This is a genomic window from Planctopirus sp. SH287, from assembly GCF_056500625.1.
The window spans coordinates 935646-951157 of record NZ_CM151403.1 but is presented as its reverse complement, the minus strand read 5'-3'; the positions used below and the strand labels follow the sequence as shown (position 1 = coordinate 951157).

The window sequence follows — 15512 nt, the reverse complement described above, 5'->3', positions numbered from 1 at the left end:
AACAATTCTGACTGACGATTCAGTGAGTGTCGAGAAGCGAATCGCTCTCAAAGGAAAAACTCGCTAATTCGTTTGCTCAAAACCGCATATCGCAACAACACATGCGAATCTTTAGTTGCAACAAAGAACGCAAAAACACCTTGATCAACTCAGCCTTTCTGGAATCTTTCACGGGAGCATTGACTGTCAAAGACGCCGTTCATTTGCCGTACAGCCACCTTCCGGCATAAACTCCCGCACATTGGAGTTTAAGAGAAACCGGCAGCAGACAGCGCCATCTGTTCACGCACTGGTTCAAACTCCCGCATGTGCGTGCGGCTCTCGATGTGTCTCTAATTTTATTCTGCTGGGATCATTCTTCATGTCTCAACATGACATCGGCCTGATCGGCCTCGCGGTGATGGGTCAGAACCTCGTCCTCAACATGGCCAATCATGGCTTTTCTGTCGGTGTCTATAATCGCACAACAGCCACGACGGATGAATTCGTGGGAGGGTTGAAAAACGAACCTCAAGACAAAGTCCACGAAGGAACTGTGGATCGGGTCAAGGGATACCACACTCCCGAAGAGTTCGTGAAGAGCCTGAAGTCTCCTCGCCGCATTATGATCATGGTCAAGGCCGGCAAGCCGGTCGATGCCGTGATTGATCAACTGAAGCCTCTGCTGGCTCCCGGCGACATCATTATCGATGGTGGTAACAGTGACTTCCGCGATACGAACCGCCGCGATGTCGAACTTCGTGAAGCAGGCCTCCGCTTTATCGGTACTGGTGTTTCGGGCGGTGAAGAAGGAGCACTCAAAGGCCCCTCGATCATGCCCGGCGGACACCACGATGCCTGGCCATTTGTCAAAGATATCTTCCAGTCCATTTCGGCCAAGGTCGGTGAAAATGCCGACATCCCCTGCTGTGAATGGGTGGGCGATGCTGGTGCTGGCCACTACGTGAAAATGGTTCACAACGGAATCGAATACGGCGATATGCAGTTGATCTGCGAAGCCTATTTCGTACTTAAGAACGCATTAGGGCTTTCCAACGAAGAACTCTACCAGGTCTTTAAGTCCTGGAACGATGGGGAGCTGGAAAGCTATCTGATTGAAATCACCCGCGACATCTTTACCGTGAAAGATGGTGCCTCGGGCGAATATCTCGTTGACAAGATCCTGGATACCGCCGCCCAGAAGGGAACCGGTAAATGGATGAGTCAGCATGCGCTGGATCTGGGTGTTCCCACAACACTGATTACTGAAGCGGTCTATGCCCGTTGCCTGTCCGCTCAGAAGGATGAACGCGTTCGCGCTGCCAAGGTTCTCCCTGGCCCGACAAATGCCAAGTTCACTGGCGACAAGAAGCAGTTCATCGAAGACGTCCGCCAAGCTCTCTATGCTTCCAAGCTCTGCAGCTACGCCCAGGGCTATGTCCAGCTTGACGCGGCAGCCAAGGAATTCGGCTGGAAGCTCGACAACGGTAACATCGCTCTCTTGTGGCGCGGTGGCTGCATCATTCGCAGCGCGTTCCTGGGTGACATCAAGTCGGCATTCGACAAGAACCCGAACCTTGAAAATCTGCTCCTTGACGACTTCTTCAAGGACGCCGTCGCCAAGGCTCAGGATAGCTGGCGCCGTGTGATCGCCACCGCTGTCGAACTCGGCCTGCCGATCCCTGTCTTCAGTGCGGCTCTGAGCTACTACGACGGATATCGTCAGGGTCGTTTGCCAGCCAACCTGCTTCAGGCTCAGCGGGATTACTTCGGTGCTCATACTTATGAGCGAACCGATAAACCACGCGGTGAATTCTTCCACACCGACTGGATTCGTGAACGCAACCTGTCCTAATTAAATCGCCAGGGTTTAATAAACTCTTGCAACATTAAAACAGCCGTTCCGGGTGTGATAAGTTCACCCGGAACGGCTGTTTTTCTATTTCTGTTTTCTCTATTTACAGTGAGAATGTGTCCCAGACAGCCACGATTTCCTTAAACGCCGGGTTCAGATTGCTCGCTGGGCTGACCAATGGCCGCTTTATTGAGAGCGCGAAGATAAGCCTGAGCGCTAGCCTCAAGAATATCGGTGCTCACTGCTTTGCCGTGATATTTTCGGCCGCCGGAAATGATCTCAATCATCACCTCGCCCTGCCCGTCTTTCCCCTCGGCAATACTACGCACCTGATAATTATCGAGCTGCCCCGAAATACCAATGATTCGCTCCAGTGCCTTACAAACGGCATCTACCGGGCCGTCACCAATTGCGGCATCGCAATGGACGTTCTGCTTGTCGTCATGCAATTCGACAGTTGCGGTGGGGATCGTGCCTGTACCGGCGGCGACATGAAAGCGATTCAGCTTCCAGCGATCTGAAGCGCCTGCATCCTGATGTTCGATAATCGCAACGATGTCAGCGTCGTAAACATTCTTTTTCTTGTCGGCGAGGACGATGAACTCCTCAAAGACTCGCTGGAATGTTTCGTCGTCGAGGTTGTAACCCAGTTCAGCCACACGACTGCGGAATGCGTGTCGTCCTGAGTGCTTGCCAAGTACCAGATTCTGGCCGACAAACCCCACGTCTTCAGGCCGCATGATTTCATACGTTTCAGGATTTTGCAGCATGCCGTGCTGATGAATTCCCGACTCATGAGCAAAAGCGTTCTGACCAACAATGGCCTTGTTTCGCTGAACGATCATGCCTGTCACGTTGCTGACCAGACGGCTGGCCTGACAAAGTTTCTGCGTGTTGATGCGCGTCCCAACTTTATAGTAATCCTGCCGGGTGCGCAGCGCCATCACGATCTCTTCAAGAGCCGCATTCCCGGCCCGTTCCCCCAAGCCATTGATCGTGCATTCCACCTGACGAGCGCCGGCTTCAATGGCCGAAAGGCTGTTAGCGACAGCGAGGCCAAGGTCGTTATGACAATGGGCACTGATCACGGCCTTTTCAATATTCGGCACGTGTTTCTTGAGATAGCTGATGACATTGAAATAGTGCGAGGGAGTCGCATACCCCACGGTGTCAGGGATGTTGACGGTCGTGGCTCCATGACGAATAGCCGTTTCAACAACCTGAGCCAGGAAGTCGAGTTCTGTTCGTGAAGCATCTTCGGGCGAAAACTCAACATCCTCGCAACGTTCTTTGGCACGGCTGACCATTTCCGCCGTTCGTTTGAGAATTTCTTCCGTGGCCATTTTGAGCTTGAATTCACGGTGAATGGCGCTGGTGGCCAGGAAGAGGTGAATCCGCTTTTTGCTGGCCGGTGCAACAGCATCAGCGGCCCGATCAATGTCTTCGTTCCGGCAACGGGCCAACCCGCAGATGGTGGCTTGATCCCCAAAACGTTCTGCCACTTTACGAACCGCTTCAAAATCTCCGGGGCTGGCAATGGGGAATCCGGCCTCAATGACATCGACCCCCATTTCGACCAGCGTTTTGGCGACTTCCAGTTTTTCAGCCGTGTTCATACTACAGCCGGGAGATTGCTCTCCGTCGCGTAATGTGGTGTCAAAAATGATGATGTGGTCAGAAGCGGGACTGGTCTGTGAAGCAACTGAAGTCATGGTCAAATCCTCGGGTCAACAGGTGAGACGTCGGTTCGAGAGTCAGGAAGCAAGTCACCTGCTGGCTGCCCGCAAAGATGAGCGGGACAAGAGTTCCGGGTACAAAAAAACCCCGGTGCCAGCAGGCAACGGGGTGAAAATTCTGGTCGACAGGCGACTACAGTTCTCCCCCGTGCCTGCTTAGTAGCAGGTTGGCGAGAAGTCGTAGTTGGGTGAAAGCACAATTCATCGGGAATTTCCTTCTGGGATAAAACCGTAGCGCCCGCGTCAAGGAATGTCAAGGCTGGGCTTCTGGTAACGACCGAAGAAATCCGAGCCAGGTTCGGATGTTTTGCCCTTCAAAATCTGAATTACCGTTTCTGTTTGTCGTTAAAGTCTTCTCAGGCGGAATCTGCCGCAACTTTCCCGAGACAACCAAAAATCGGCGGCTTTGACCGGACGAACGGGCGATTAACGGTCGATAAGTCTCGTGACGGATCGAGAGCTACCGAATGGACTCGGAGGCAGCCAAGGAGGGCAGTCAAGCATGACTACTCCCCTGGCCGTGTCAATTTCTCCCTCAGGCCATCGGAAGGTTGATCCCATGCGGGCTCGTTCGCTCTCACAATTTGCCGCCCTCATGCTTTGTGCGGCTTCAATGACGCTGGTTGGTTGCCGTGCCGCGCAGGTTGTCGATCAAACGACACCGCCGACACCTTATAACGATCAACCGACCCTCAGTGAACCCATGCCACTGCTGCAGCCGATTCCGCCATCGGGCTATTCCAACGAACTGATGCTGCCACCGTCGCCGCCGCCAGCCCCTGCTTCGGAATCAGCCAGCATCCGCTCGACTGAGCGGGAAGTTCTGCCAGTCAGCTGGAAACCCAAGACCTGGTTCCAGAACGTCATGAAATAAAGCCGTGACCGGCTTTTCAGCCAGAGCATTCTATGACAGAGAATTCCCCGCGCCGAGCAGTTCACTCAAGACCTGAGTGAGGCTCGGCGTGCTGTCATTCATTAAAGGTCGGGCCGGCAGGCTCAAACCGTCCAGCCGATGAAACGTTGCCCGGGTTTGCACACCCTCTATGGCAACACGGATCACGATTGCATTCTCAGTGATTTGTGCCGGCGGCTGGCTGACCAGGTAAATGGTCGGCAACTGCTTCAGACGCTCATGAGCCACTGGAGACAGATGTCTTGTGGCATGATTTCCAATCAGAATGACACCATCTGCCCTGCCGTCCTGCAAAATCCTGTCGGCGTCAAAGCCAGTTGGGTCATGCTGGATCTGCCCTCTTTGGAAGGAAATTGCTCCGGGATAGCCTGTCTGCCAGGTGGTCACCACGCTTCCTGCGCCAATGTCTCCCTGATTAGCCAAATACTGGGAATGAAACGCCCGTCCCTGATTCAATTCCCTCACCAGTAGTGAGAGTGATTCTGTCACCAATCCGGCTTCATGATGGGGGCAAATCTCGTCGCCATAAAATAAGCAGCCATATCGAGACGCGAGAAACGCCTCGGCGAGAATGGCCACCGCGGGATGTTCATCAGGAATGATGACAGCGTGTGACTTCACTCTCATTCGTAATTGCTGCAAAACCACGAGTGTCTCCGCCGGGACAACCGGTAAGTGCTGCACCGTCACGCCGGTTTCATGCACTTTGGAAATCGTCTGTGCCGAGAACTCACCAATCAGTAAGTAAGTCAACCGCTCGTGGTCACCGAACTCCGGCGGGACGTTCTTTGAAGCTGTGATTCGCTCAAGAAGACAAGGCTGATTTTTTACAACATCACATCCCCAGAAAGCCACAACATCCGATCGGGCACGCACATCACCCAGAGAACATGTCACCTGCCCCCATTGAGCAAAGGCCTGTGCTGCTCCTTTAGCGACGGGACTGGCGGGCCACGTGACCGTTGCTCCTATGGCTTCGGCAAAAGCCAGGATTGAACTGGTCGCTTCAAAACTCTGGCAATCATCAACGATCAGCAGAGGCGCTTGCCAAGACTCGATTCGCTCAGCCAATGATGTCAGGGCCAGTTGATTCAGATCATGGCTGAACGATCCTGACTGGAACTGCCTCCAGCCTTCTTCGCATCGCCCCACTTGAGTCAACCAGTTCTTTCCTTGTATGCACCGACCATTGAGGATCCCAAGGGCATGAGGGATTGTCCGCTGATCGTTCGGAAGCTCCAGATCATCACACAAGAGGCCGCAACCCAGGCAGGTGAGTGGTGACGTTTCATCGCTCATATTCCCGGCCTTTTCTGTGGAGTTGTCTGGGTGGAGAGATCAGTTCATTCCCGCTTGCTGGCATTTCGCCAAGTGAAAACTTTTGACCGCTTTTTACCAGCGTTCGTTCGGGCCAGCGGGAACCGGGATCTGAAAGTCGGGCAGCACGCCTTCTTTGCTGCCACGGCGTGGCCCATCACTCGCGATGGCGGCCAGAGCGGCTTCAAATTCGTCCACCGTCGATGCGGTCTGCACGGCATTTCTCTGCGCAGGCCCCACATGCATGGCTTTGGTGTACCAATGCGCCATTTTCCGAAACGCACTCAGGGCGGTGGCTTCCCCCACCCATTCCTGCAAGTAGCGAAACTGCCGCTTCATCAATTCCAGCCGGTCATTGAATGATCCAGCGGGTGACCATTCACCGGTCGCTTCCCACTCTTGAAGTTGCCGAAAGATCCACGGGTTGGCCAATGCTCCCCGACCGATTGAAATGGCCCGGCAACCCGTCTCAGCATACATCATGATGGCATCGTCGACCGATCGAATATCACCGTTGGCTACCACGGGTATTTTCTGAACCGCTTCCACCACCTGACGAATTCCGTCGCGACTGACCGTTCCACTAAAGCCCTGTGCTCGTGTTCGACCATGAATGGCGACGGCAGCCACACCGACCTGTTCAAAATCACGGGCAAATCGGGGAGCAGTGAGTTGGGTGGAATCCCAACCGAGCCGCATCTTGACGGTGACGGGGATCTTGACGGCTTCCACAACTTGCCGAACCAGTTCGACAGCGGCATCCGCATGACACATTAAACTGGCCCCCGCCCCGGTCTTGACGACCTTTGGCACCGGGCACCCCATGTTAATATCGATGGAGTCAACGCCTCTTGCTTCGAGAAACTGAGCCGCTGCCCGCATCACACCCGCTTCCCCGCCAAAAATCTGGACGGCAAATGGCCTGTCGGAAGGATGCGTCGCAATCAGCCTGAGCGTCTTTTCGCTTCCTTCCATTAACCCTCGTGCGTTCACCAGATCGGTGGTTCCCAGGCCTAAACCACCCAGTTCATGCACCAGCCTGCGAAATGGCAAATTCGTAAAACCCGCCAATGGCGAGAGAAATGTCCGGGTCGGCAGAAACAACGCCCCGTACTGAACATCAGGGCATGCCCTTAGCCGTTGGCGAACGGAATCACTTTGTTCGGGATTCTGGGGGTGATGACGTAAATCGTTCATAGGAAAAAAGATATCACCAACAGCAGGAACTGTCACTCGCACACTTTTCAGCGAAACGTCAGTCTGTTACTCTTTGCGGCTCTGAAAGATAAAACAATTCCATTATTTCCCCAGTTCTCGAAGGGACGCGCGTCATGCGCCATCGCCCCAAAACCAGTCGTGCAAAGGTCAGCCTGACCACCAAGCAGAAGATTAACAACCGCTGGAAGGCCAAGCGTAAAAAAATCCGCAAGGCCAAGTACGGTATCTAAGCCAGAACGGCCTCTTGGCCAACATCTCGCTGAGTTATTAAAAGCGGTATCTCTGGCGCTGTCTCTCGTAGACTGATGCTGTTGCTTACTCACGTGATGCGCCAAAACTCGTGCCATCGTTCTGTGAGTCTATGAACCCGCTTAAGCAATCGATCTTCGCTGAGGGTTTGTCTCAAGAACGCACCAAGCTGTGCTGCTCAATGATCCCTGCCACTTTTGGCGGGGATTTTTTTGCCCTCAGAGTGGCAAGCTTCGATCTCATACGAACGCAACTTGAAATAGCGCGTTGATGATCGCAAAAACATGCTTTCCCAAAGCTGCAAGCATGCTCTGTGGTCTTCTTCAGGATCAATATCAAACGCACACTCGGCATGCTCACTCTCAGAGCCACGAGCATGGCACGGGAGTCATCAATCCTGAGTATGACACCCCGTCAGATGTGTGTCAGAGTCTCTCTGGAAGCGTATCAACCGATCAGTTTTCAGCATCTGGCAGACACAGAAAACTGATCGGTTTATCAGCAGCATTCCAAGACAACAGCATTCTAAGACAGCAGCATGCGCAGATCGTCGGCGGTGAGGTTGGTCATGACGGAATTGTCCTGCTCCAGAATTGCGTCCGCCAACTCCCGCTTCTGTTTTTGCAACTCGGCAATTTTCTCTTCGACCGTATTCTTACAGATCAAGCGGTAAGCAAAGACTTGCCGTGTTTGCCCCACGCGGTGAGCACGATCAATCGCCTGCGTCTCAACGGCAGGGTTCCACCATGGGTCAAGGATGAAGACATAGTCAGCCGCTGTGAGGTTCAGACCTAACCCCCCCGCCTTCAGGCTGATGAGGAACACACCGCAATCTTTATCATTCTGGAAACGCTCCACGCATTGCTTGCGATCACGCGTCTGCCCATCCAGATATTCATAGACAATACCAGCCCGATCAAGATGCTTTTTCACGATGGAGAGCATGCTGGTGAACTGCGAGAACACCAGGGTCTTGTGCCCTTCTCTGACCAATTCCTCCAGATGAGGAATCAGCACGTCGAGCTTGGCACTGGCTTCTTCATCTGATGATTTATGCAAGAGAGCGGGATGGCAAGCCGCTTGTCGTAATCGCAACAAGGCTTCCAGCACGTGCATTTTGGTCTTGGCAATTCCTTGCGACTCGATCAGCCCCAACAGCGAATCACGGAAATGATCCCGCAGTTCGTCATAGAGCCGCTGCTGCTCATCACCCATTTCACAGAAGATGGTTTGCTCGATTTTATCTGGCAACTCATTCGCGACGGCTTGCTTAGTCCGTCGGAGAATGAACGGCCTGAGTCCATGAGCCAGCACTTTTCGTGTTTCCCGATCATTGGGATCAGCGGCGTGCAGCTTGAACAGACTGCTTCGTCCGAGCATGCCTGGATTGAGGAAATCGAAAATGGAGCAAAGATCACCCAGATGGTTTTCAATCGGAGTACCGCTGAGCGCCACCCGACGACGGGACTTGAGCAGCCGTGTCGCTTTGGCCACTTGAGACGTATTGTTTTTGATTGCCTGGGCTTCATCGAGAATGACATAGTCAAAATCGACATCTTTTAGAATCTGGACATCTCTTCGCAATGTTCCATACGTCGCGAGCACGATGTCTGACTTAGAAAAACTTTCCCGCTGCTTCGCTCGATCCAGTCCTGAGTACTCAAGCACACGCAACTGAGGCGTAAACCGTTCCGCTTCCTGTTTCCAGTTGAACATGAGCGACTTGGGAACCACGACAAGCGAAGGGCGGCGTTCTTTGACCGGCATCCGCTGACGCCGCTCTTCCAGAAACGCCAGCATCTGGATGGTTTTCCCCAGACCCATATCGTCAGCCAGACAGCCACCGAACTGGAACTCATCAAGGAACTGCAACCAGCCGACCCCTTCGAGCTGATATCCACGGAGTTCCCCATGGAAATCCTGGGGCTTGCGGGCCTCATGAATACCCGAGAAATTGGCCAGACGCTCACGCACTTCGGCAAACCGGGCATCGTAATCGACCGTCCCCTGCTCCAATAGCAGCGCGTCGAGCAAGCCCACCTGAGCCGCTCCAAAGCGAAGGTGATCGCCTTCCAGCACACCCAGCCCGCCCATTAATCCATAACGACGAACCCACTCTTCGGGCAGAATGCCCAGCGACCCATCATCGAGATAGACCGTGCTGTCACCCCGCGCCAAAGCGGACAGCAATTCAGGGAATGACACGCGGCTGCCACCAAAATCGATATCAGCGTGGAGTTCAAACCAGTCGACACCCGACTTGACCTGGAATTTCAGTTCGCCCGGCTGACGGACTTGCTTGCCATCGGCGCGCACTTCCCAACCTTGACCAATCAGCTTGCGAACAGCAGGGCCGAGATCGCGAGAAGTAATTTCCACATCATGCGGGCCACGCCGGGCATCGATCAACCGGCGGACACCGACATCCTGCAAAGCCGACCAGTACGCATCTTCTTCGTTGCGATCACGCACAACATAGCGCATGGAGGCCCGCTGAACGATGGCCCACTGAACACTGGAACCACGAACGCTGGCGTCTTCATATTCAAAAATCACGTCGGCTTTAAGCCGCTCGTGGTGCCATTTGCTCTTGCCGGGGGAATGCACCAGCAGGAGCGGTTTGGGGGTCAGCCGCACTTCTTTGAGGCGCAATTCCTCGGGCAAATTCAACCGGGGGAGCGCAGGCATGTCGTGCAGGCGGTCGACCAGATCATGCTCTTCGCCCGCAGGAACTTCGAGTGGCTGCCCGGATTTGAGCAGCTTGACCCAGGCATATGCGCCAAAATCATTGAACAGCGAAATCTGATGATCGAGAATGACCAGGCCACCGGGCGTCAGCATCTGAGCGACTTCAAGCCCACGGTTTTCTTCGCCCCGCTGGAGGAAACCTCGCAACTTCCAGACGCTAGGCCCCTGATCAAACTCCAATGACAAGCAAAGTTCCCAGGCGGCGCCTGCATCCCACCCGAGCACTTCCGTCATTCGCTCTTCGGGATCAGTAAACCGGATGCGGCCCGTCGAGCAGATCTGGGGAAGTAGAAGCTCGGTTAAATCATGCGGCACTCGGTAACGCCACGCCGCGGCCTGCATTTCCCCGACCATTCCGCTGGTGCTGGCGCGATCGGGAGTGCCACCGACCAAGTGTGCGAGGATCCGCCGGTCTTCTTCGTCTTCGATTTCTTCCAAACGGCCAGGTCGCAACTTGAGAGGTTTCAGCTTGCCCCATTGCCCACTGGCGCGCCGTTGCCGTTGTGAAGTCTGCAGAATGAGGCATTCCGCTTCTTCGCTGGCGGCGGCGTCAATTTCATAGACCACTTCGCGTTCTTTGCCAGGGGCTGACATGGCATAACCGCCATTGCCATCCTGCATGACTGTGCGTAATTCTTTCAGCCGGGCTTCCCATTCGCGGACAGGTGCAGCCACTGCGGGTGGACGCTCTGCAACCGCCGCCGATTTCACCACGGAAAGCTTCCGTGACGGAGCGGATTCGAACTCATCGTCGAGCCACTCTTCTTCGGTTAATTCCAGTGGTTCATCTTCAGTGATGAAGGCGGGAATAAACCCTGGCTTGACGCCCGAAGAAATCACGCCCTGCTTCTCAGCCAGCAGAATTGTGGCCCAGACATGCTTGCAAGCCGCCTGCCCCGTGGGGTTAGGCTTTCCGGCCATGCAAGTACAACTGGTTTTCAACTGGCCTTCATCGCGAGCCAGCTGAGTCGCAAATTCGACCCCATCGCGCACAACGCCAAAAATCTGATCTGGCGAGACTCGATTGATCGCCACTCGTTCCGCTTGAAGATAGGCAGCTCCGCGAAAACGGATATCTCCTCGAAACTTGCTTTCCAGCAAATCCGACAACGTCATAGAGGCTTCCCTGACTCCACAAATGGAGACTCGAATGCAAATGAGGACGGCGGTTATCACCCGAAGAAGAATACTGCCTCCGGGAGAACCAATGAACTGAGACAATAGTTGCTGTGGTCATCACCCTTGAGAAAAAGGCAACAATCGCAGCGAAGCGATCAACGGTAATCGAATGGGCCTCAATTGACCACTGAAGAACCCCGCAGGAAAATTCCCTTCGTCGCGACCCTGAGTTTTGGGGTTTAACCTCTCTCTGTCCAGAGTTCGCGAAACAGAGCCATCTGTATTACACTGGCGGGAATTCTCAATGTTCCCGGGCTTGGCAAGAACTGCAACCGAGTGTTTTTTGCTCAGGCCCCCGTGAGAATGAAATCGTTAAAACCGAACACTCTCCTCCTTCAGATGAGAATGCCGAGTCGCGACATGAGTTCAGGTTCTCTGCCAACAATGTCTTCGGAAGCCGTTCGCGAGTGGTTCCGCACACAGGTTCCCCTTGACGACTTTCAAGACCAGCGTGTCTTGCTCATTATCCCTGACGCCACGCGAACGGCCCCTCTGCCGCTCTTGTTTTCCGCTCTTTTTGAGCGATTACGGCCTGTCGTGCAACAACTGGATGTACTCGTTGCTCTGGGAACCCATCCTCCCATGTCTGAGCAACAGATCTGTAAACTTTTGGGGATCTCTCCTGAAGAGCGGGACAAACTTTTTTTTCAGACCCGCTTTTTTAACCACGAATGGGACAATCCTGACCGTCTGACAACGTTAGGAACCCTTTCAAAAGAGCAGACAGCCGGTATCACAGAGGGGCGGCTTTCACTGGAAGTTCCCGTCCAGATCAACTCGCGTATCAATGACTACGACCTGCTTTTAGTGCTAGGCCCTGTGTTCCCGCATGAGGTGGTGGGATTCTCAGGCGGGAATAAGTATTTCTTTCCGGGAATTGGCGGCCCCGAGATCCTCAATTTTTTCCACTGGCTGGGAGCATTGATCACGAATGTGGGCATTATTGGCGTGAAAGAAACGCCGGTTCGCAGCGTGGTGGATCTTTCGGCAGCTCTGATCAAGCAGAAAAAACGGGCCATCAAATTTGTGGTCGCCAGCGATGCCAGCCTGTATGGGATTTTTTACGGCACCCCTGAATCGGCCTGGCATCAGGCGGCAGATGTTTCTGGCCAAGTCCACATCAAGCGCTTTGACAAACCGTTTCAGACAGTGCTTTCCTGTGCTCCGCCGATGTATGACGAGTTGTGGGTCGCCGGCAAATGTATGTACAAAATGGAGCCTGTCGTCGCTGATGGAGGCGAGCTCATCATTTATGCTCCCCACATGCATGAGGTCTCTATCACCCACGGAAAATTGATTGAAGAGGTCGGATACCACGTGCGTGATTACTTTGTCAAACAGTGGGATCGCTTCAAAGACTATCCCTGGGGAATCCTGGCTCACTCCACGCATGTCCGAGGCTCAGGAACTTTTGAGAACGGCGTTGAATCTCCGCGAGTGAAAGTCACTCTGGCCTCAGGAATCTCTGAAGAGGTCTGCAAGAAAATCAATCTGGGTTATCGTGACCCGGCCACCATCGATATTGAATCGTTTGCCAATCGGGAAGACGAAGGGATCCTGCTGGTTCGCAAAGCCGGCGAGCACCTTTACCGATTGAACAACGAATAGTTTTTCTATTGCCACACTTTCCGCATTTCACTTAATGAAACTGGCTTCCATGGCTTACACGACACAAGATCTTCAAACCCGTCTGCAGTTCGCTCTCGATGTTTATCAGGATGCCCGCAAGCTGATTCTCAGCTATTACCTGCACGCTTCTCTTGAAGTCGAAGAAAAAAAAGACTTCTCTCCTGTGACAGCTGCCGACCGGGGCGCTGAATTGCTGATCCGTGAAAAACTGGCCGTAGCCTTTCCTGATGATGGCGTGCTTGGCGAAGAATTTCCTGAGAAGATGGGAACGAACACCTTCCGCTGGATTCTTGATCCTGTGGATGGCACCAAATCATTCGTGCATGGCGTGCCGCTCTTCGGCACACTGATTGGGTTGGAAGTGATTGAAGGGGACAGCCGCAAGTGCGTGATGGGCGTCTGTGGATTGCCTGCGCTGGATGAAGTGGTTTATGCCCACGAAGGGGGCGGCGCTTTCTGGAAGCTGAATGATGGCTCTGTTCGTCAAATTCATGTTTCCAATGTCAGCACGATCGAAGATTGCACATTCCTCACCACCAACATGCAGCGATGGCAGAAAATTGGTAAGTGGGAGGCTTATTCAGAGATTCTGGAGCGTTGCAAGCTGTCTCGTGGCTGGGGAGATTGCTATGGCCATATTCTCGTGGCGACAGGTCGTGCCGATTTTATGGCTGACCCGGCGTTGAACCCCTGGGATGGTGCGGCACTTCTGCCCATTCTCCAAGAAGCCGGCGGGCACTTCATCGACTGGAAAGGCAACCCGACCATTTATGGTAAAAACGGGATTTCGGTCACTCCGGGCCTGAAAGACGAAGTGTTGCGCATTCTCAACAAGTAGTGCGGTGCCACAGCATGACGCTGTTGATCATGACGCTGTTGATGTCGCAATCTCTTCCGACATCTGGTTGCCGTTGAATCAGTTCGCCCTTCGACAGTGTGGCCATTCGATCGTGTGGTCATTGGATCGGCATGAAGGAAAAAGCGGGCTTATGGTCTTCAGACAAAACACGGCCATCACAGATGACCATAAGAGATCGTGAGAGCATTGACCCATCAGCCAGATCTGTTGACTGACGAGATAAGCCGCCTGTGTTAACAAGAATCTGTTTTTTGGTGAAATTCCCCCAGGTTCAAAGGTTGAAAACAGTTTCTTTCGCGATATAGTGCCCGCTTGCGACTTAAGCTCGCGGAACAATGCTGTGCCGACCACGCGCCGAGGTCTTCGCAGACAGATGCCACTGGATCGACAATGCCAAATCGCTCTGATGTTGCAAGCTGCGCAGGTCATGAATCACATCGTGATTCTCTGTGTCAAACACTGCCGGAAACATGTGAGAAGGCTTCTCTGATGAGAGAGCGCCTATCGCTCACTGCGTATATTCTTGGCCGCAGCTTCCTTCTTTATTCCGGTCTGCTGCTCTGCGTTGTTGGCTTAACGGTTTCTGGTTGCCAATCGCAATCCGCAGATACCAATGAAATCGTGATTGGCCATTATGGATCCATTACCGGATCAGAGGCCACTTTCGGAATATCGACCGATCGCGGTATCCAGCTGGCGATTGAAGAAGTGAATAACGCTGGCGGGGTTAACGGCAAAAAAGTTCGCCTGATTACTTACGATGATAAAGGCGACGCCCGTGAAGCGGGTTCTGCCGTGACCCGGTTGGTGACTCGTGACGGTGTCGCGGCTGTGATCGGGGAAGTCGCTTCCGGACTTTCGCTGGCTGCTGCCCCGATCTGTCAGGAATACGGCGTCCCCATGATTTCGCCTTCGTCGACAAATCCCAAGGTCACGAAAGTGGGCGACATGATTTTCCGTGTCTGCTTTATTGACCCGTTCCAGGGTGCGGTTTGTGCCAAATTCGCCAAAGAGCATGAGGCAATTAAGGCTACAAAAGCGGCGATTCTTTCCGATCAAGCGGCACCTTACTCCGTTGGTTTACAGGAAGAGTTTGAAAAGGCTTTCACAAAACAGGGCGGGACAATCGTCTCGAAGCAGTCTTATCAGGCGGGTGATCAGGACTTTTCGGCTCAGTTGACATCGATTCGCTCGATGAATCCGGATGTCATTTTTATTCCCGGCTATTACACCGACGTTGGTAACATTGCGATCCAGGCGAAGAAACTGGGGATCACGGCTCCGCTGCTGGGTGGCGATGGATGGGACTCCATCAAGCTTGGTCAGATTGCGGGCGACTCAATTGACGGTAGCTACTACTCGAATCACTACTCACCTGAGACACCAGAACCTCGCGTGCAGGATTTCATCAAGCTGTATCAAAGCAAGCATCAGGAAACGCCAGACGGTTTGGCCGCTCTGGGATATGATGCCGCCAAGATCTTATTTGCGGCCATGAAGAATGCTCCATCTTTAAGTGGTGCTGACATTGCTGCCGAGTTGGCAAAAACGAAAGACTTTGCGGCGGTGACAGGTGTCATCTCGATTGATGCCGAGCGCAACCCGATCAAGCCGGCTGTCATTCTCGAAATGAAGGATGGGACTCCCCGGTATGTGACCACCATCTCCCCTGATGGGCTTAAACCGGCAGAAGCTCAGAAATAGGGTTGTCCTCGTCCTTTCTCCGTGCCATCCGGCCAGGATGAGTGTTAGATTCACAAAGTCTTTTTCATCGACTCACAGCCACTTCCCTACCCTTTTGAATGGGTAGCGGCACAGTTGATTGCATGA

The 15512-nt window shown here is 53.5% G+C and carries 9 protein-coding genes; 5 read left to right on the top strand and 4 right to left on the bottom strand.

What is annotated here, in order from left to right:
* The first annotated feature begins 361 nt into the window (after positions 1 to 361).
* On the top strand, positions 362 to 1834 hold the full coding sequence (gene gnd, locus SH287x_RS03425; RefSeq protein WP_479517040.1) for a decarboxylating NADP(+)-dependent phosphogluconate dehydrogenase: 1473 nt from the start codon (positions 362 to 364) through the stop codon (positions 1832 to 1834).
* Between the two features lie 140 nt (positions 1835 to 1974).
* Here the strand turns inward: gnd and SH287x_RS03420 are convergent, their stop codons facing one another.
* Positions 1975 to 3546 carry a 2-isopropylmalate synthase gene (locus tag SH287x_RS03420; RefSeq protein WP_479517039.1) on the bottom strand — a complete coding sequence of 524 codons (1572 nt, stop codon included), beginning with the start codon at positions 3544 to 3546 and terminating at the stop codon, positions 1975 to 1977.
* A 526-nt stretch (positions 3547 to 4072) separates the two neighbouring features.
* On the opposite strand from SH287x_RS03420, the gene SH287x_RS03415 reads away from it, so the two are divergent.
* Positions 4073 to 4444, top strand: a complete 372-nt coding sequence (locus SH287x_RS03415; RefSeq protein WP_479517038.1) for a hypothetical protein — start codon at positions 4073 to 4075, stop codon at positions 4442 to 4444.
* A 30-nt stretch (positions 4445 to 4474) separates the two neighbouring features.
* On the opposite strand, the gene SH287x_RS03410 is transcribed toward SH287x_RS03415, so the two are convergent.
* From SH287x_RS03410 to SH287x_RS03400, 3 genes are all read right to left on the bottom strand, one after another.
* The gene (locus SH287x_RS03410; protein ID WP_479517037.1) at positions 4475 to 5782 is read right to left on the bottom strand and encodes a hypothetical protein; all 1308 of its coding nucleotides are present in this window, start codon (positions 5780 to 5782) and stop codon (positions 4475 to 4477) included.
* A 93-nt stretch (positions 5783 to 5875) separates the two neighbouring features.
* Positions 5876 to 6997 (bottom strand): tRNA dihydrouridine synthase DusB, encoded by a 1122-nt coding sequence (gene dusB / locus SH287x_RS03405; RefSeq protein WP_479517036.1) that lies wholly within the window; start codon positions 6995 to 6997, stop codon positions 5876 to 5878.
* 795 nt (positions 6998 to 7792) lie between these two features.
* Positions 7793 to 11131 (bottom strand): SNF2-related protein, encoded by a 3339-nt coding sequence (locus SH287x_RS03400; RefSeq protein WP_479517035.1) that lies wholly within the window; start codon positions 11129 to 11131, stop codon positions 7793 to 7795.
* Between the two features lie 423 nt (positions 11132 to 11554).
* On the opposite strand from SH287x_RS03400, the gene SH287x_RS03395 reads away from it, so the two are divergent.
* The 3 genes from SH287x_RS03395 to SH287x_RS03385 all read left to right on the top strand — a co-directional run bounded on the left by SH287x_RS03395 (position 11555) and on the right by SH287x_RS03385 (position 15386).
* Positions 11555 to 12802 carry a lactate racemase domain-containing protein gene (locus SH287x_RS03395; protein WP_479517034.1) on the top strand — a complete coding sequence of 416 codons (1248 nt, stop codon included), beginning with the start codon at positions 11555 to 11557 and terminating at the stop codon, positions 12800 to 12802.
* 49 nt (positions 12803 to 12851) lie between these two features.
* Positions 12852 to 13661 carry an inositol monophosphatase family protein gene (locus SH287x_RS03390; RefSeq protein WP_479517033.1) on the top strand — a complete coding sequence of 270 codons (810 nt, stop codon included), beginning with the start codon at positions 12852 to 12854 and terminating at the stop codon, positions 13659 to 13661.
* 510 nt (positions 13662 to 14171) lie between these two features.
* Positions 14172 to 15386 carry an ABC transporter substrate-binding protein gene (locus tag SH287x_RS03385; RefSeq protein WP_479517032.1) on the top strand — a complete coding sequence of 405 codons (1215 nt, stop codon included), beginning with the start codon at positions 14172 to 14174 and terminating at the stop codon, positions 15384 to 15386.
* The last annotated feature ends 126 nt before the right edge of the window (positions 15387 to 15512 follow it).